The sequence below is a fragment of the Fibrella forsythiae genome (assembly GCF_017353175.1).
In the GTDB taxonomy this organism is placed as follows: Bacteria; Bacteroidota; Bacteroidia; order Cytophagales; family Spirosomataceae; genus Fibrella; species Fibrella forsythiae.
Map to the genome: position 1 here is coordinate 102511 of NZ_JAFMYW010000010.1, position 18409 is coordinate 120919.

The 18409-nt window shown below is 53.4% G+C and carries 15 protein-coding genes; 9 read left to right on the forward strand and 6 right to left on the reverse strand.

The features are described from left to right. The first annotated feature begins 53 nt into the window (after positions 1 to 53). The 5 genes from ribH (at position 54) to serS (ending at position 4052) form a co-directional block, all read left to right on the forward strand. Positions 54 to 548 (forward strand): 6,7-dimethyl-8-ribityllumazine synthase, encoded by a 495-nt coding sequence (gene ribH / locus J2I46_RS26390; RefSeq protein ID WP_207332093.1) that lies wholly within the window; start codon positions 54 to 56, stop codon positions 546 to 548. Between the two features lie 113 nt (positions 549 to 661). After that, positions 662 to 2005 carry an aspartate kinase gene (locus J2I46_RS26395; RefSeq protein ID WP_207332094.1) on the forward strand — a complete coding sequence of 448 codons (1344 nt, stop codon included), beginning with the start codon at positions 662 to 664 and terminating at the stop codon, positions 2003 to 2005. A gap of 57 nt (positions 2006 to 2062) precedes the next feature. Then, positions 2063 to 2371, forward strand: a complete 309-nt coding sequence (locus tag J2I46_RS26400) for a nucleotidyltransferase domain-containing protein (protein ID WP_207332095.1) — start codon at positions 2063 to 2065, stop codon at positions 2369 to 2371. Continuing rightward, the gene (locus tag J2I46_RS26405) at positions 2368 to 2712 is read left to right on the forward strand and encodes a HEPN domain-containing protein (protein ID WP_207332096.1); all 345 of its coding nucleotides are present in this window, start codon (positions 2368 to 2370) and stop codon (positions 2710 to 2712) included. Before J2I46_RS26400 ends, J2I46_RS26405 begins: the two co-directional genes overlap by 4 nt. A 47-nt stretch (positions 2713 to 2759) precedes the next feature. Next, positions 2760 to 4052, forward strand: a complete 1293-nt coding sequence (serS, locus tag J2I46_RS26410) for a serine--tRNA ligase (protein WP_207332097.1) — start codon at positions 2760 to 2762, stop codon at positions 4050 to 4052. A gap of 48 nt (positions 4053 to 4100) precedes the next feature. Here the strand turns inward: serS and J2I46_RS26415 are convergent, their stop codons facing one another. Beyond that, a complete protein-coding gene (locus tag J2I46_RS26415) occupies positions 4101 to 4352 on the reverse strand; it encodes a hypothetical protein (protein WP_229379962.1) in 252 nt (83 codons plus the stop codon). 152 nt (positions 4353 to 4504) lie between these two features. Next, complete coding sequence (locus J2I46_RS26420) at positions 4505 to 5785, reverse strand: DUF349 domain-containing protein (protein WP_207332099.1); 1281 nt, start codon at positions 5783 to 5785, stop codon at positions 4505 to 4507. Between the two features lie 70 nt (positions 5786 to 5855). Here J2I46_RS26420 and ettA point away from each other — a divergent pair, with 70 nt between their 5' ends. After that, a complete protein-coding gene (gene ettA / locus J2I46_RS26425; protein ID WP_207332100.1) occupies positions 5856 to 7523 on the forward strand; it encodes an energy-dependent translational throttle protein EttA in 1668 nt (555 codons plus the stop codon). A gap of 78 nt (positions 7524 to 7601) precedes the next feature. On the opposite strand, the gene J2I46_RS26430 is transcribed toward ettA, so the two are convergent. The 4 genes from J2I46_RS26430 to J2I46_RS26445 form a co-directional block, all read right to left on the reverse strand. Further along, positions 7602 to 11405 carry an RICIN domain-containing protein gene (locus tag J2I46_RS26430; RefSeq protein WP_207332101.1) on the reverse strand — a complete coding sequence of 1268 codons (3804 nt, stop codon included), beginning with the start codon at positions 11403 to 11405 and terminating at the stop codon, positions 7602 to 7604. A gap of 189 nt (positions 11406 to 11594) precedes the next feature. Then, a complete protein-coding gene (locus tag J2I46_RS26435) occupies positions 11595 to 12863 on the reverse strand; it encodes an isochorismate synthase (RefSeq protein WP_207332102.1) in 1269 nt (422 codons plus the stop codon). Between the two features lie 114 nt (positions 12864 to 12977). Beyond that, complete coding sequence (locus J2I46_RS26440) at positions 12978 to 13952, reverse strand: DUF4349 domain-containing protein (RefSeq protein ID WP_207332103.1); 975 nt, start codon at positions 13950 to 13952, stop codon at positions 12978 to 12980. Between the two features lie 184 nt (positions 13953 to 14136). Beyond that, positions 14137 to 14535, reverse strand: a complete 399-nt coding sequence (locus J2I46_RS26445) for a DUF1573 domain-containing protein (protein WP_207332104.1) — start codon at positions 14533 to 14535, stop codon at positions 14137 to 14139. A gap of 314 nt (positions 14536 to 14849) precedes the next feature. Here J2I46_RS26445 and J2I46_RS26450 point away from each other — a divergent pair, with 314 nt between their 5' ends. The 3 genes from J2I46_RS26450 (at position 14850) to J2I46_RS26460 (ending at position 18258) form a co-directional block, all read left to right on the forward strand. Next, positions 14850 to 16160: a sensor histidine kinase gene (locus J2I46_RS26450; protein WP_207332105.1), complete on the forward strand. Its 1311-nt coding sequence runs from the start codon at positions 14850 to 14852 to the stop codon at positions 16158 to 16160. A 24-nt stretch (positions 16161 to 16184) separates the two neighbouring features. Then, on the forward strand, positions 16185 to 16904 hold the full coding sequence (locus J2I46_RS26455) for a response regulator transcription factor (protein ID WP_207332106.1): 720 nt from the start codon (positions 16185 to 16187) through the stop codon (positions 16902 to 16904). An 88-nt stretch (positions 16905 to 16992) separates the two neighbouring features. After that, entirely contained in the window at positions 16993 to 18258 is a 1266-nt protein-coding gene (locus tag J2I46_RS26460) for a WD40 repeat domain-containing protein (protein WP_207332107.1), read from the forward strand. Positions 18259 to 18409 lie beyond the last annotated feature (151 nt).

Consider the following 18409-nt stretch of genomic DNA (forward strand, 5'->3'; position numbering starts at 1 on the left):
CGAATAAGCAGCGCAACTGAAAACAGTAAACAGAAAACTGTAAACTCTCTTCTATGTCTTCAGCCGATAAAAATCTCAGCGTCTTCACCGTTGACAACCTGCCTGATATCAGTGCACGTCGCTTTGCCCTTGTTGTGGCTGAGTGGAATACCGAGGTAACAGAAGCCTTGTTTCAGGGGGCTTATGATACCCTGGTCAAGTATGGCGCTACCGCCGAAAATGTACTTCGGGGCAACGTACCCGGTAGTTATGAGCTGACTCTGGCCGCTCAATGGTTTGCCGAACGGCCCGACATCGACGCGGTAATCTGCATTGGCTGTGTTATTCAGGGCGAAACCAAGCATAACGATTACATCAACCACGCCGTAGCGCAGGGCTTCACCACCGTAAGTCTGAAGACCGGAAAGCCGGTCATCTTTGGCGTACTGACCCCCAACACCCAGCAACAGGCCCTCGACCGGGCGGGTGGCATTCACGGCAACAAAGGCGACGAAGCCGCTATGACGGCGATTAAAATGTTGGGATTGAAAGAAACAATTAACAAATAAATATACTATCCTCTGTCTTCGGTCTTCTGTCCTCTGTTGCGCTGCTAAGGCACATATTTCTGAATTAGCAGCGCAACAGAGGACAGAAGACCGAAGACACAATTTCTACCTCCATGCACGTTTGGAAATTTGGCGGAACCTCGGTTGGAAGACCAGAGCGGATGCACTCGATTCGTAATCTGATTACGGCTGATTCTACCCGGAAAGTAGTGGTGTTGTCGGCATTGTCTGGCACCACAAACGCGTTACTGTCTATCGGCGAGTCGCTGAAGAGCAACGCCGAAGACGAAGCATTCGAGAAAATCGAACATCTGAAAGCACATTACGATAGCTTCGTACGCGATTTATTTAAGACATCCGAGGGATTGGCCGCCGGTCAGCGGATTATCTCCAATGAATTTTCATTCCTGCGGTCGCTTACCCGAATCAAGCCATTTACGCTGAAACAGGAAAAAGAACTGGTGGCCGAAGGCGAGTTACTGAGTACGCAGATCTTTGCTGCCTATCTGGCCGAAGAAGGCGTGTCGTCGGTGTTGCTACCTGCACTGGAGTTTATGCGGATCGACGCCGACAACGAGCCTGAACTGGCTGTTATTGACCAGAATCTACGCGAGATGTTGCCTCCGCATGCCGATAAGCAGATCATCGTAACCCAGGGTTTTATTTGTCGAAATCCGCGCGGCGAGATCGACAACCTGAAACGGGGTGGTTCCGATTATACGGCGTCGCTGATCGGCGGGGCTATTCGTGCCGACGAAATTCAGATATGGACCGACATCGACGGGATGCACAACAATGACCCGCGCATCGTGAAAAAAACATTCCCGATCCGTGAACTGACCTTCGACGAAGCAGCCGAGCTGGCGTATTTCGGCGCTAAAATTCTGCACCCATCCACCATTACGCCGGCGAAGATGAAAGGTGTTCCGGTACGTCTGAAAAACACGATGGCGCCTGAAGCGCCAGGTACGTTGATCACGGATAAACTAAGCACTGATGCGCAAAACGGACAGGTCTTTAAAGCCATTGCCGCCAAGGATAACATCACGGCGCTCTACATCCACTCTACCCGGATGCTGAATGCGTACGGTTTCCTTCGCCGTATTTTCGAGATTTTCGAGCGCTTCAAAACGCCAATCGACTTGATTGCTACGTCGGAAGTGTCGGTATCGGTAACGATTGATAACACGGATAATCTGGCGGCTATCCAGGCCGAATTAGGGCAGTTCTGTGAACTGGAAGAGCCCGATTATAATCAGACTATTATCTGTATTGTGGGTAATTTCAGCTCCGATCATCCGGGTATTGCCCTGCAGGTATTGAAAGCGCTCGAAGGTATTCCAATCCGTATGATATCATACGGTGGCACCGAGCACAATATTTCGCTGCTGATGCACGGACAGTACAAAAATGAAGCGCTAAATGCGCTGAACGACAGTCTGTTCGTAAACGCTTAACTTTAGCCAGTCATCCAGCGCAGGTACGTCTGCGCTGGATGGATTAACGCTACTTCCATGACTGACGCCGAATTCCTGCAAGCTGTAAAGCGCTCCGTGTGTGAGATCGACCCTCAAGCCGAAGTATGGCTGTTTGGCTCCCGTGCCCGTGGCGACGCCCGCCCCGATTCTGACTGGGATTTCTTAGTGCTTACTGAAAAGCCGGTAGATCGAGCTTTCAAGTATGTCGTATGGGATCAACTTAACGAGTTGGAACTTTCTGCTGAGCGGGTTATCAGTACAAGGGTTTGGAACAGGCTTCATTGGAAAGATATGGTTGTAACCGATTTGTATCAAAATGTTCAGGAAGATGATAAGCGGCTATGAACAAGAGCAAAGAGGAAACTATCCGATTCAGGCTTGACAAATCTGACGAGGTAATGCGTGAAGCAAAAGCACTGGTTGCTATCAAGAGTTGGTCAGGCACAGTAAGCAGACTATACTACAGCACCTTTCATGTTGTATCTGCCTTAATGTTAGATCGGGACATTCGAATTAAAGCGCATGCCGGAGCTAAAGCTATGTTCGATCTATATTTTGTTAAAACAAGTATGGTCGAGGTAAAATGGAGTAAACTTTATAGTCGGTTATCTGATGCCCGGCATAGCAGTGATTACGGTGCTTTCATAGAGTTCACTGCCGACGATGTGTTGCCTCTTGTACCGTAAACTTAAGAATTCATCGACGTGATTAAACGTCTGATTACCAAAAACTAATGCTACAAATTCCATTCATCCGTGAGAATAAAGACCTGGTTCTGGCCGGGCTGCGGAAACGCCATTTTGCCGATGCCGAGTCGACGGTTGAACAGTTACTGAGCCTTGACCAGCAGCGCCGCGATACACAGAAGGAGCAGGACGACAAACTGGCCCGGCAAAACGCGATTGCCAAAGAGATTGGTCAATTAATGAAAACCGGCCAAAAAGAAGCAGCCGACGCGGCTAAAGCGGAGACGGCTACGCTGAAGGAGCAATCGAAAGTGTTGGGCGAACAACTAACAGGTATTGAGCAGCAGGTGCAGGCCATACTGGTAACGGTCCCCAACATTCCACACAGTAGCGTACCCGAAGGCCGCTCGGCCGATGATAACGAAGTTGTGCTGGAATGGGGCGACAAACCGAACCTCCATGCCGGTGCTGAACCACATTGGGAGCTGATCAAACGGTTTGGTCCCGGTGGTAGCCCAATGATTGATTTCGATCTGGGCAACAAAATTTCAGGCGCTGGTTTTCCTGTCTACAAAGGCCGGGCGGCTCGTCTGCAACGGGCGCTGATCAACTTCTTCCTGGATAAGGCACTGGCTGCCGGATACGTTGAAGTACAGCCGCCTATCGTAATTAACGAAGATTCGGGCTTCGGCACGGGCCAGTTGCCCGACAAAGAAGGACAGATGTACTATGCCGATGCCGACAAGCTGTATTTGATTCCAACGGCCGAAGTCCCTGTTACGAATCTGTACCGCGATGTGATGGTGGCCGAGTCTGACCTGCCTATCAAAAACGTAGCATATACGCCCTGTTTCCGGCGCGAAGCGGGTTCATGGGGTGCCCACGTGCGCGGCCTGAACCGCCTGCACCAGTTCGATAAAGTGGAAATTGTCAGGATCGAGAAACCGGAGAATTCGTATACGGTACTCGAAGAAATGAGCCAGCATGTGCAGGGCCTATTGCAGGTACTTGAATTGCCTTATCGTGTGTTGCGCCTGTGCGGTGGCGATATGGGTTTCACGTCGGCCTTAACCTACGACATGGAAGTGTGGTCGGCCGGGCAGGGGCGTTGGCTGGAAGTTAGCTCGGTGAGTAATTTTGAGACCTACCAGGCCAACCGGTTGAAGCTTCGCGCCAAGCTCGATGGAAGCAAACCGACGCTGCTGCATACGTTGAACGGCTCGGCCCTGGCATTGCCACGCATCCTGGCTGCGATCCTGGAGAATAACCAAACTGCAGAAGGGACAATTCGCATTCCTGCAGTGCTGGTTCCATACTGTGGCTTTGACGTGATCGACTAGAGGGCAATTCAACGAATGTAATGCGGACTTTAGCTGGCCGCATTACATTCAGCAATCGCACGAATAATTGGCGTAGCCGGGGTAGTGGGGTGATAGCCGCCCGGCAATGCTGATAACCCGATCCAGCGGAATATGCTGACCGTCGGCCAGGTCGAGCGTATCGAAGTCGTTTTCATGGCCAACGCCCAACACCATTGCGTCGGTTTTAATGAACTCATTCAGATCAGTAAGGTATTCTATTCGGACAAATTTCCGGGGCTCAATGGCAGCGCGGAAGTCATTCAGATCGGCGGTTTTCATAAGTGAAAGGTCATTAGTGGTTATTGCAGTCATCCATTGTCAGTTGCTGTACGAACTGACAACAGTTGTTTATCTGTAAAACAAACAGAGCCGGTCAGATAGTTGCGTAAACTACCCGACCGGCTCTGTTCTTAATCGATAACGTACCCAGCCTATTCTGCTGCGGCGAGGGCGCGGTGGAAATCGCGAAGGATCACCTCCTTCATGGCAATCTTGCGTTTTTGCGTATTGATTTTATTCAGAATCTGCTTGTCTTCAGGGTTTTCGGGATCGAGGCTGTCGATGTCCTGCATCGAAAACTGGAGATCGTTTTTCTCGCGTTTTACCAGGTATTCCAGCTCGCGGATTTTGGTCCGTAGCTGCTCGGCCTGACTTTTCAGGCTGAAAGCCGGGTATTTCCGGTCGAGCACACGCCCAAGGTAACTAAGTTCGAAAATCTTGTCGCAGGCCGCGCGGAACTTCTCGTTCACGGCTTTGTCCTGCATTTTGAACGGCACCTTAATCTCTTTCCAGGCATTGAGCAATTCTTTGGCCCGATTGGCTGAAGCGAAGATTTGCGAGTCAGGGACTTTGGCAAGCTGTTCGGCTTCGTCGGCCATTTTCATCTGCTGCTCAATACGCGGGTCAATCCGTTTCTGGATGACGATACCTTTCGCGTTATTGTATTTTTCAAAGACATACTGCACCGTTCGCTTGAAGCGTTTGTGTAGTTTTCCCCCTTTTTTGATGGGTACTTCGCCAATGTTTTTCCAGGCATTATTCAGCCGCCGAACCTCCTGATACACAACGTCAAGGTCGGGGTTCCGAACGGCGCGTTCAACCAGTTTGATCATCTCTTCATACTGATCGAGACGCTCCTGGATGACCTTATTCTGTTCGTTGAAGAACTCACGCCGCCGCTGGAAAAAACCGTCGAGAAGGCCCTGAAATTCCTCTTCAATTTCAGCCTCGATACTTTTATCAACTGGTCCGGTTTTGATCCACTTCGTCTTGATATCTTGAAGGGCTTCGGCGGTTGGTTTCCAGTCGTCGCTACCGGCAATTACCTCTGCTTCACCAATTAACGCCCGTTTGATTTCGAGGTTTTTCAGCTGGTTGGTATGAATCAGCCCCGATAAAATATCCTCGAGTTGATCGAGCCGGTCGAGTAATGGAGGGAAATCGCCGATGGCATCGAAGCTGATCAGTTTGCGGCGTAATTGCAGCAATTTAGTCAGGTACGAGCCTTTATTTTGCGCCTCGGTTACCTCTTCTTCCAGCTGGGCAACCTTACTCTGGGCGATTATAAAGCGATTTTTAAAGTAATCGAGCGCTTCCTGCTCTGTTCGTTTAACTTCGCCGATCTGGCGGTCTGGATAGTCGAGATAGCCCTTTAAAAATACCTTTCCGTCTTCGACGTAACCGTATTCGTCTACCAATGAAGCATTTTCCATTTTTCCTTACTGAAGGGTTCTTGCGAGGGTTAATTACCGATATTTGCCCAACCACAAACATAGGCAAAAAATGAGCCAGGAAACGATTATCTTTTCTATGGCGGGTGTAAGTAAAATTATTCCCCCCAACCGACAAATCCTAAAGAACATCTACCTTTCATTCTTTTACGGTGCCAAAATAGGGGTGCTTGGACTCAATGGTTCCGGCAAGTCTACCCTCCTCCGGATCATCGCCGGCATCGACAAAAGCTACAACGGAGAGGTGGTGTTCTCGCCCGGCTATTCAGTCGGTATGCTCGAACAGGAGCCGCAATTAGACCCCACTAAAACCGTTCGTGAGGTCGTAGAAGAAGGCGTGCAGGAGATTGTTGATCTGCTGAAAGAATTCGATCAGATCAACGAAGCATTTGGTGACCCCGACGCCGACTACGAAAAGCTGGGAGCCCGCCAGGCCGACGTACAGGAGAAATTGGATCATTTCAATGCGTGGGAACTCGACACCCGGCTCGAGCGGGCCATGGATGCCCTGCGCACACCACCGTCTGACGCGTTGATTGCAAACCTCTCTGGTGGTGAAAAACGCCGGGTCGCGTTGTGTCGGCTGCTGCTCAAGGAACCCGATGTGCTCCTGCTTGATGAGCCAACCAACCACCTTGATGCCGAGTCGGTCCTGTGGCTGGAAGAACACCTTCGGCAGTATAAGGGAACGGTCATCGCCGTAACCCACGATCGTTACTTCCTGGATAACGTAGCGGGCTGGATTCTGGAGCTCGACCGGGGTGAGGGTATTCCCTGGAAAGGCAACTATAGCTCGTGGCTCGATCAGAAACAGCAACGGCTGGCAAAAGAAGAGAAGACCGAATCGAAGCGGCAGAAGACCCTTCAGCGCGAGCTGGAATGGGTACGTATGGCACCAAAAGCCCGTCAGGCAAAGTCGAAAGCGCGTCTTGGTGCCTACGAGAAAATGCTCGATGAGGACTCGCAGCAGCGCGAGAGCAAACTGGAAATCTTTATTCCGCCAGGACCACGGCTGGGTAGCAAAGTCATTGAAGCGCAGGACGTGGCCAAGGCATTTGGCGACCGGTTGCTGTTCGAACACCTCGAGTTTAAGCTGCCACAGGCGGGGATCGTTGGTATTATTGGACCCAACGGCGCGGGTAAAACCACGCTCTTCAAGCTCATCACCGACAAGTATAAGCCCGACGCAGGTACGTTCGAGGTGGGCGAAACGGTGAAGGTGGCTTACGTGGATCAGGAACACGACGGACTCGACCCCGAGAAGACCGTGTATCAGACCATCGCCGACGGCAACGATTGGATTATGCTGGGCGGCAAACAGGCCAACGCCCGGGCGTATTGCAGCCGGTTCAATTTCGCCGGTGCTGATCAGGAAAAGAAAGTAGGTACGTTGTCGGGTGGCGAGCGAAACCGCGTTCACCTGGCCATGACCCTGAAAGAAGGCGCCAACCTGTTGTTGATGGATGAACCGACCAACGATCTGGACGTAAACACGTTACGGGCGCTGGAAGAAGGTCTGGAAAACTTCGCGGGTTGCGCCGTTATCATCAGCCACGATCGCTGGTTCCTTGACCGGGTAGCCACGCACATCCTCGCATTCGAAGGCGATTCGCAGGTGTACTGGTTTGAAGGCAACTTCTCGGAATACGAAGAAAACCGCCGCAAACGCCTCGGAAACGACGCCACACCGAAACGAATCCGGTATAAGAAGCTGGCGTAGCGTAGTATGGCAATGCGTTTAACCAAAAAGAGCCGGATTCACGTCCGGCTCTTTTTTTATACTGTTTTTGCTTTGCGGTTAGTGCTGGATGAGGGCCCGCAGGGTGGTGGCAGGCAGGCCAGGTACGTTCAAATTGATCAGATAAACGCCTGATTTTAAGCCTGATGTATTGATGCGGTGTGGTTCCCCGGTAGAGATGGCCACGCGCGCCTGGTGAAGAATGTGGCCTGTTTCATCGGTCAGCGAAATGGTTACGGGTTGTGCACCGGCTGCCTGTAGATCGAGCAGAAGGTAGTTCTGGGCGGGGTTAGGCCAAAGCCTGAAACCATCAGAAATGCTTTCGCCAAGGGTATTGGTCATAGCAACAGGTTGCTCGTTACCACTACGGGCATTGCTGGCGAGGCAGGTGGTTTCTGCGAAGCCCCATTGCTGATTGGTGCCATTATTCAGGGTGAACTGAACAACCTCACCGCCTTCATTTGTGTTACTACCTTTTACGTCGATGGCTTTACCCGAATGCCGGGCTGTGAGGGTATGGTAGCCACTGCCGTTACGGGTAATCAGCCACTCCTGATGCGCACCGCCCCAATACGTCCATTGAACCAGCGGGTTGTTATCCTGTGTCGAGGCGTTGGCGACGTCGATGCCTTTACCGGTATGGCCTACGATCAGCTTGTAATAAAGGCCCCCCACCGATTGCACTTTCCACTGTTGCCAGGCATGATTGGCGTAAGTGTACTGTCGAATAACGGTCCCGTCTGAGGGGAGACCATTATAAACGCCTAACACCTTACCGCTACTACGCGACGTGATTGTATAGCACTTGTTGGGGTCGAATGAAGGAGCGGTGCTGACACAGGTACGTGCCTCGATAGACCATTGCTGAGCGGCCGTACCATTGGCCGTGAGTTGAATAACCTCACCACCTTCTGTTTGATTGCTGCCTTTAACATCCAGCAATTTTCCTGAATGCCGGGCAACCAACTGATAATAACCGGCCGCATCGCGACGGATTGCCCACTGCTGATTATTGCCGCCGACATAATCCCACTGGTGAACGGGTGTATAGTCGTCATAGGAAACCCCCGACACATCGAGCACCTTATTACTATGTTGAGCAATGAGTTGGTAATAGCCGCCCGACGTTGCCGCGAATTTCCATTGCTGCCAGGGCTGATTGGCGTCGGTACGTTGTCTGACGGTTGAGCCATTGTCCAGGCCTCCATTATCTACGCCCAGTACTTTGCCGCTCACCCGCGAAATGAGTTGGTAGCAGGTGTTGGGTGAAATAACGATCGAAGCAGACGTGGGTGCGGCCGGAACAACGCTGGTCTCGACGCCCCCTGTCCAGGCGGAGCCACGGCGGGTATATACCCGGAAATAGTATCGGGTTCCGGGCGTCAGGTTTGTCACTACCAGCGAAGTGGATATACCCTGATAAAGCACTTTCCCGCCAAAGAAAGCGGCGCCATTACCTGTAAAGCTTGGATCGGCCGTATAAACCAGATCGGTAGGCCGATCCGTGAAACCCGATCCTGCTTTGCCCACTACCAGTACATTGTCGAAAGTAACGGTGGGGTTTATCCAATTCAGACGGGCCGAATTAACTAGCGACGTTGCTGTTAAACCACTGATCGATAACTGGCCCGAACTGCAATCCGGGACTATTTTTACCGAATCCAGGGCTGTTAATCCGCCAGCGTCTGTCACTTTCAGCGAAATGAAGTAATAATAGGATTCTCCATCGCACCCGACCGGCGATACCTTGATAACCGGCGAACTGGCCGTCAGCACAGGTTCGAAGTGTTCATGGTTATTATGGCGCAGGCTCACCTGCCAGGCGTAGGTTAAACTGGCAGGTGCTTCATCGGTTACGGCGGCCGTTAGCGTGTACGAGCTTTCGCGGTCAAGCACATATTTCGCATTATTGACCGGATTGGTAATGCGGGCAGTTGGTGCCGTATTATTGACCGAGATCTGGAGCGTTTTGGTATCTGAAAGCCCCAGATTATCCGTTACCGTCAGCTTCACGGAGAAGCCTTTGGTAACCGCTGACGAGAACACGTGCGTCGGATTAGCGACGGTGGCTGTAGTACCGTCGCCAAAGTCCCAGCGATAGGTCAGGGAGTTGGCGTCCGGGTCGCTGGATGCGTCGCCCCGAAAAGAGACAGTCAGCGGCGACGGACCACTCGTTACAGAAGCTGTAGCCACGGCAACGGGTGGCCGATTACCCCCGTAGCTGATACGCATGATCTCACCGGTGTTGATGTTGACATAATGCAGCGAGCCGTCGAGCGGATTAGATTCTATATCAACGATACCCTGCGTGGTACCATTGGCCATAAATTCACGTACCTGGCTCACCGCCCCGGTATTCGTCAACGTAGCAACGCGTATCCAGTTGGCGCCGTAATCAGCGAAGAAGTAGGCTCTTTGCCAGGCTGCAGGGAACGCAGCACCGGCATAATAAACACCCGCCGTTGACGCATTTCCCCGAAATGGCTTCCCCAAAGCAAGGCCGCTGGTGGCTGTTTCGCTCAGGGTAGTGGCGGTGGCAACGGTTCCACTGAAGGTTGGCGTGCGGGCAATGTCGGCACCGTGTTTCCAGTCGAGGGCCGGGCGGCTATGAACGTACCGTCGTTGCAAGCCGGGAAGTGGCTGGTTGCTACACGGGTTGGTAACTACAGTTGACCCCGAGGCCGGGTTAGTGACTTGTTTCAACAGGTCATCAAACGTTAGAAAAGGCTTGTTACAGGTATTGGCCGGCGATCCCGCGTTCGGGTTGGGCTCGTCTTTGTTTTCCAGCGTCAGGGCTGCCGCCGCATAGCTCGAGTTGGCTTCCAGCCCTTCGAACATAGGCCATCCTGCATTCTCTCCCGGAAGGCGAACTATGTGCATATCTTCCCACACGTTCCAGCCCACGTCGCCAATCAGCAACGTACCCGGATTGGCGTCGGCCGGGTTGGTGCTGCCTGTTTCGGGCTGAATCGTCATCCGATACGGGTTACGAAGGCCCAGCGTCCAGACGCGCGATTTGGCTGAACGCGGATTGGCGGAATCATAAAAGGGATTGCTGGTCAGGCCATTGCCAGTGGCAGGATCGAGGCGCAGCACCTTACCGCAAAGCGACGTCAGCATCTGCGCCCGAAACGCCCCTACATTCTGGTTGGCAGTCATGATACCGTCGTTGATGGCCGTCTGGAAATACGTTTCCGGCGCACTGCCTTTGTCAGTTGTGGTATAGCTGGCATTATCGCCTGTCGATAAGAGCAGTGAGCCATCGCGGCCAAATACGAGGGTGCCGCCCGCGTGGGATTCGTGGGTAAGCGGAATACCCGTCGACTTGGTTTCGCCCAGCAAGACTGCCCGGCTGGTTAGGTCTGCCGACAGTGTGTTGTTTGTGGTGATGAATTTGTAACGGGTTACCCGGCTAATGGTGGCATTGAAATACTCGTCTTTCGTACGGTCGTAGGCGGTAGTCCCTGCATTCATCAGGTGATGCCTATCAACAACGTAAAACAGATAGACCAGCCCATTTCGGGTATAATTAGGGTCTAGACAAAAACTGAGCAGCCCAAAATCACGCCAGTTGCCCACTTCATCGCTAATGTCGAGGGCAGGGGTCGTTTGTTTAACATACTGAGTGCCATTCCAGACAGACACCCAAACGCGACCAGCTTTGTCCCACACAAACTGACGCTGGCCGTCGGCTGAGAAGACCAGCCCCATTGGTTGCGAATAGCCATCCTGGGCTTTTGTATTACTAAAGCCTGCCGGGGGCGATTGGGCCAGTAAGAATGGTAAGCTTAGTAGCCAGAGGGAGACACTGACCAGAAATCGAACAGGTCGAGGTCGATGCGTTGTATGGATGGAGGGAAACATATCATCAAATGGTCTATGGGTTATATAGGTGATAAGTTGTTGAGGCTGACATAATTAAACGCCTACCCAGTCAGGACTGGGTAGGCGGCAGACCGTCACCGGTACGAGTAGAAAATAAAACTCGCGTTTACGATGCTGATCAAATAGTCACCGTAAACGCGAGTTAAAAAGCTTAGTTTGCTTGGTGTATCAGCCCTGCATACCACGCAGCAGTGTCTGGCATTTCATTTCGGTTTCCAGCCACTCTTTTTGCGGATCTGAATCTTCAGTGAGGCCCGCGCCGGCATACAGCGTAGCCGTTTTCCCTGCCAGCAACAGGCAGCGGATATGGACGAATAACTGGCTGGCCCCGTCGATGTTGACCGGGCCTACGAAACCGGCGTAGAAGCCCCGGTCATGTTGTTCGTGCGTCAGTATGAAATCAAGTGCTTCGGGGCGGGGCATGCCGCAAACGGCCGAGGTTGGGTGCAGTAACCGGAGCATGACAGTGCCAAGCTGCGGAAAATTCACGGCCCTGGTATCTACCGAATACTGCGAGCAAAGGTGCATCAGGTTGCCCGCCTGTGCTGTTTTCGGTCCTTCTTCCATGTACTCGCGTAACCGAATTTTCTTGAAACAGCCAATGATGTAGCGGCTAACCAGCGCCTGCTCTTCAATCTCTTTCTGCGACCAAAGCGCATCGGCCGTACGCTTCATCACGCCCTCCGGCGTATAGGCCGACTGGGTACCCGCCAGCGCTACCGTCCTGAAAATTCCGTTGGCATCTACGCTCGCCAGCCGTTCGGGCGTGGCCGATAGCCACACCTGCGCCGGGCGGCCACCGGTGCCTTCGGGCAGCGAAACAGCCGAGACGAAGGCGGTAGGATAGGCGGCGCACAACCGGTCGAAAAGGGTAACTACATCAGGTACGTTGCCGAACGTGAGGGTTTTCGTGCGCGACAGGACCACTTTCCAGAATCGGCCCGCTTTCATAGCCTCAACAGCCTCGGCTACGTTTGCCTCGAACGCCGCCTGTGCTTCCGGATCAGGTTGCTCCGTAAACGAAACAGGATCAGATAGGTTAGTGGGCTGGTTGGCTGCCAGGTACGTTGCTTGATCGAATGCGCGGGTGGCGGTGGTCTCGGGCGTAGGGCGGTACAGGAGCTGGCCATCAGCATCGAGCACTATGTGGCGGTCGGCATGCAGGTAAAACGCCCGGGCAAAATCATCGGATGCGGTCCCGTGCCCGGGCGCATCGAACAAACCAATGGCAAAACCGGGCGGACGCTCGTCTAAATCAATAGGTTGCTGCTCAGCGAGTGGTTCGCCGAGGTGAACGATCAACTGCTTTTCTGACTGATTGGGGAGCCGCCACAGCGCAGCGGGGTGATCATTTTTACGGGCAGTTTGCCAGAGATGGGTAAGCGTAACGTCTAAATGAACCGTAGTGGTGTTGGAACCGGCAGATGAAGCAGTCATGAGCGCAAGTAGGTACGAAAGGACCTGTATACTGTACCAACAGATTGCAGCGGCGTTTGGTGCTAAAAACGTTATCATCGGCGGGCCACCAACACGGAGAAAGTTTCGAGTTGACTAGGTTCTGGCCAACAGTGTTCGCCTGAAGCGCCCGATAATGTATCTGATCAGCACGTAGGCAACCAGACAAAACAGAATAATACCCCAACCTTCGAGCAACAGGAGAATGACGTTCGCCAACACGTGCCCTCCGGTGGCAAGGGCATCGGCTGCTTTGGTCAGAAAAGCAGGTTCGTATGCTTTCACGTCATTACCGTTCGGAAGAACCGTTCGTTGACATGATTGCCGCTGGTAGATGGTCAGGGTTATGGTGCTGAGCTGAAGCTGATCAACCAGCAACAGATCGTTGATGCGTGCCTCGTCGGTTTGCTGTTGATGGGTTAGCCGGTTCTCTTCCGTATCGTTAACGTCGCCCAGTGTTGAACCCCGTTTATCGATGGCCGCCCGCAGGCGCTGGGTATATGCCGTATTGCGCTGCTGGGTCTGAGCGGCAGCCAGGCGTTGTAAGGCCACATCGTCGGACTTTATTTCCCGAAAATCAAGGTAATCAGACAGGCCAACGAGGGCGCAGAGGGTGGTGTCGAGGCGGGCGTTGGGAACGCGTAGCGTCATGGAGTTGCTGACCGTGAAGCGCGTGGTTTCGAGTAGTGAATCAGCGCTGATGGCTACCGTTTCGGTGTCGTCTTTCTGGCTATCGAGTCTGGTGAAGGTGACAAAGCCTCCGTATCGGGCCGTGATCGCTTCGATCCGGTTGGTTGCGTTGACAACATTATCGACCCGAAACTTTATGTCGGCGGTACGAATGAACTGACGGGCGGGGAGTTTGGTCTGATCGGCCGATGCTCCCGGCAGCGTAGCGGGTGCTTCCTGGGCGGTTGCTTCAGGTACTGGTTGGGGAGCCGTCGAGTCTGTCAGTAGCCTGGCATCTGACTGAGGCTGGTATACCTGCTTTGGGCTTTCCTGCTTCGATTGGCAGCTAGCCAGCCAGAGTAGCGTTAGAGCCAGCAGAATAGGGTTGTTAAGGGTCTTCATTGGCTTTCTTGTATCGATGTTTGACGGTTACTCATTCCATAACCCGCTCACTATTAGTTGGTAAAGCATAGGGGTATGCAGGCTTGCCTGAATGGGCGCATCCAGTTACTAGGGGGGGGATAACATGAGTGCCAGCCTGAACCTGTCTGTTCGGGCTGGCACTCGTGCAGGGGGCTGCAAACGGTTACCGTCCGCTTGGTGCGGTGCCTTCGGCCACTACTTCGCCCTTGAACATCAGCGTAACAGCCCCACCGTCGGCATTCGATTCTACGTAGACCGTTTTGCTGAACGCGCCCAGAGTTGCTGCATTGAAGGTGGCTTTGATCTGCCCTGTTGCGCCGGGCATCACCGCTTCTTTGGGCCAGTCAACGCCGGTGCAGCCGCATGACCCCTTGGCATAGGTGACCAGCAGCGGCGCTTCGCCTTTGTTGGTGAATGTGTACGAAACGGTGACTGGCTTGCCCTGATGTATTTTGCCGAAATCATGGGTGGTGCTGGTCCAGCCAAAGGCTGCTGCCAGCGTGTGGGCCACTACGGTTCCGGCTACCAGAAGCGCCGATAAAAGAAGCGTTAACGTTTTCATAAAGAATGAATTAAGCGATGGTTTTAGGTCCGTCGGGCTTTCCGGCGGTTTGCTGGATCAAAAGTAGACGATGCCTGGGGGGCGCTTGTTAACGGCTGGTTATCAGTTGTTAATGAAATGTTAAAGGACCCGTAAAGCATAAAGGAGTGATAGCGCGAATGAGCGAACGCTGTACTTTAGTTGTCGAAAGAGTGAATGAACGACTATGGATTGGTAAATGCCGGACGATGCACCCGCAGCCAACTCGTTTACCGTCTTCTGCCGCTTGACCTGATCGCTCTTTCACGCGTTACTTCGTTCACTCGTTATCATATATGTCCCGTTCGTTGATTCGGCTTCTGGTTGTGCTGTCGGTAATTGCCATTGTGGGTATTCTGACGGTACAGGCCATCTGGCTGCGCCGGGCCTATGCACTGGGCGAGCGGCAGTTTCGGCAAACAGCTTTTGTGGCGTTGCAGGAAGTAGCCGATGAGGTGGCGCGTCTGAACAACATTCGGCAAACACGCCTGGCGGTCACTCAGCTCTCAACCGATTACTTCGTTGTTCGTACTGATGCGCCCATCGACCCGATCCTGCTGGAGCATTACCTGCAGAATGCCTTTCGCCGGCACCGTCTTCTGACTGATTTTGAATACGGCATCTACAATTGCGAAAGTGAGCGGATGGTGTACGGAGCCTACGCCAGTTCTAAACAAGCAAGTGCCGGCCAGCCTACCAAACGAATCAGCCGGAAACGCACGCTGCCCAAGATTAAGGGTTACACGTACTATTTCGAGATCCGCTTTTTGGGTCAGGCAGGCGTAGTGGCAGGTCAGCTCGACGGTTGGATCGCGTCGTCGGTGGCCGTAGGGCTGGTTGTATTGCTCTTTGGCTACACGCTTTGGGTTGTGCTTCGTCAACGCCGGCTGACCGAAATTCAGCGCGATTTTATCAACAACATCACCCACGAACTGCAAACGCCCGTGTCAACGCTGCGAATTGCGGCGGGGGTGCTTCAACTGCCCGATATTGGTCAGCAACCCGAGCGCCTGCGGCAATATGCCCGCATTGTGAACGAAGAGAGCCGCCGGTTACAGCAGCAGGTGCAGAATATACTGCAACTGGCTCGTCGCCGACAAACGGGCTTTGCCCAGGTACGTACCCCGCTCGATCTGAACGAGGTAATGGCGGCACTGGCAGGTCAGTATTCGCCGCCGCTACAACTTGATCTTCAGGCGGCTACAGCGATTGTAGAGGCTGATCGGTATGCACTCGAAACATTACTGACCAACCTGATCGATAATGCCCGTAAATACTGCGAAGGTACACCCTGCGTGGTGCTGGGCACACGGACAGAAAACAACCGGCTGGTCTGGTCGGTGGCCGACAACGGCATTGGCATTGCCAGAACGCATCACAAGGCTATTTTTCGGCAGTTTTATCGGGTTCCAACCGGCGATGTGCATGATGTAAAAGGCTTTGGCCTGGGCCTGTATTATGTGCGGCAGGTAGCCCGTGCCCATGACTGGCGTATTCGGCTCGAGAGCGCGCCGGGTCGGGGAAGTCGGTTTGTATTCATCAGTCGGCCGGGTACGTTGCCGAAAGAAACGGGTATAACTGGTGTAGTTGTTGATGGAGTAAACTAACGTACCTACAAACCCTGCCTGTTCTTGACACCCCGCGCCCGGATTTTATACGTCGAAGACGACATTAACCTGAGCTTCGTCACGCGCGACAACCTCGAAGCCGCCGAGTTTGCCGTGTATCACTGCACCTCCGGAACCGACGGCTGGACCGCTTTTCAGACCGGCTCCTTCGATCTGTGCCTGCTTGATGTGATGCTGCCGCAGACCGATGGCTTCGCGCTGGCCCGACAGATTCGGGCTGTCAACACCGACGTACCTATCCTGTTCCTGAGCGCCCGTGCTGACCGGGCCGACCGGCTCACGGGGCTGCGTTTAGGAGCCGATGATTACCTGACAAAACCGTTCAGCATCGATGAGTTGTTGTTGAAAATTGACGTGTTCCTGAAGCGGAGCCGAGCTACGGTGCCGCCCGCTACTGCTCAGGTGCGTGCTGCCTCATCACTTCCTGTTATAGGTACGTACCTGTTCGACCAGGCTAACCTGACGTTGCTGCGGGCCGGCCTGAATGATGTGCTGACGCAACGCGAGGCTGATGTACTGGCTTTTCTGCTCAACCGGGCCAATACCGTTGTTCGGCGCGATGACTTATTGCGGGCCATCTGGGGAGATGATGATTATTTCATGGGCCGCAGTCTGGATGTGTTTATCTCGCGGCTCCGCAAGCGGTTGTCGGCCGATCCGGCGGTTCGTATCGATAGTGTGCATGGCGTTGGTTTTCGGCTGGTTATTCCAGCTGTTTCGTAGACAATAAGCGCCGCCAGAATCGTTAGGTAATCTGATTCCTGCGGGTATCTTTGTGTTTCACCTAAACAGCGTTTTTTACCGATTACACATGAAAAAAGTCAGTTTTCTCGCTGCGTGGCTGATGCTGGCGGGCATCACCACAGGCACCGCTTTTGCGCAGGCACCTATCCAGTTCAACGCCCGGGCGCTGGTCGCCATTTCTGACGCTGACTTATCGGCCTCAGCCCTTGTCGACGGTAACCGGTACACCACCCCCGGCACCCGTGATCAACTTACGTACATTAGCTTCCCCCTGAACCGTAACGGGCAAAGCATTGGCACCTCAAACACCCTGTCGAATTCGATGGCGCTGACCGATAAGGTGCTGGCCATTGCGCCGAACGGGCGGCTGGGCTTTGTGGTTGAAGGCCGTGGCCAGCTTAGCGATAGCCTGGCAACGATCAAAGGCATCACCGATTTTCCGGCCACAAACTACATGTTTGCAGTAGACCTGAGTTCGCCACAGAAGCCGCTGGTCAAATATCGGCTTCCTGTTGGTGCCGGCGGGGCACTGACGGCGGTGGCCCTGGCCCCCAACGGAACCAGCCTCGTTATTGCCTCAACCGAATCGGGTAAGGAGCTGAAACTGATCGATCTGGATGCCAGTTCAAAACCAAAATATGTTCTGACGTCTGCGTCGCCGGTTCCGGGTGTTGCCATTACCGACGTTACGTTCCACCCGGGTGGGCAGTTTGTGGCTTACACCACCGCTGCCGGTGAAGTGGGTATTATGAAATATGTTGTCGACGAGAAGACCAAGAAACCATATGTAGCGGCGCACGGTAAACCCGTAAAAGTGGGTACCCAGCCTGGTTCCGGTAAATTCACGGCCGACGGCAAACACTACGTTGTTGCCGACAGCAAAGAGAATAAAGTGTTTGTTGTTGAATTTGGTACCGACGAAACACCCGTTGATGCCAAGATTGCCTCGCAGGTAGCGACCTCCGAAGCCCCCGAGGCCGTAGCTATCAGCCCCGACGGGTCAGTTGTGGCGGTGATTAGCTCCATGCAATCGGGTCAGCCGTTTACGAATGCAGCAGCGGGTAAAAGTGAACTGGCGCTGTTTGCCTTGTCGGGTGGTCAGCTGACGGCGGGTGGTAAAGCCCAGATCGACGGCGTTATGCCACAGGCCGTAGAGTTTGACAAAACAGGCGATAATCTGGCCATTGCCATTCCCGAATACCTGGATTACGGGATGCGTAACGGCGGTATCGAGTTTTATAAAGTAACAAAAGGCGCCCAACCCAGCCTGACCAAACAGCCGGGCCGTATCAGTCTGACGCGGGGTGTACACGCAATTCGGGTAGTAAACTAGTTCGGTTGAGCCGATATAACAAAAAGCGGAGCAGGGCAACCTGTTCCGCTTTTTTAGTAATGATACGGGTACGTTGACGAGTCGACACTACGGTTCGCTGGCCGGGTATCAACAACGTACCTGACAAGTAAAACGGGCTGGCTTCAGTACT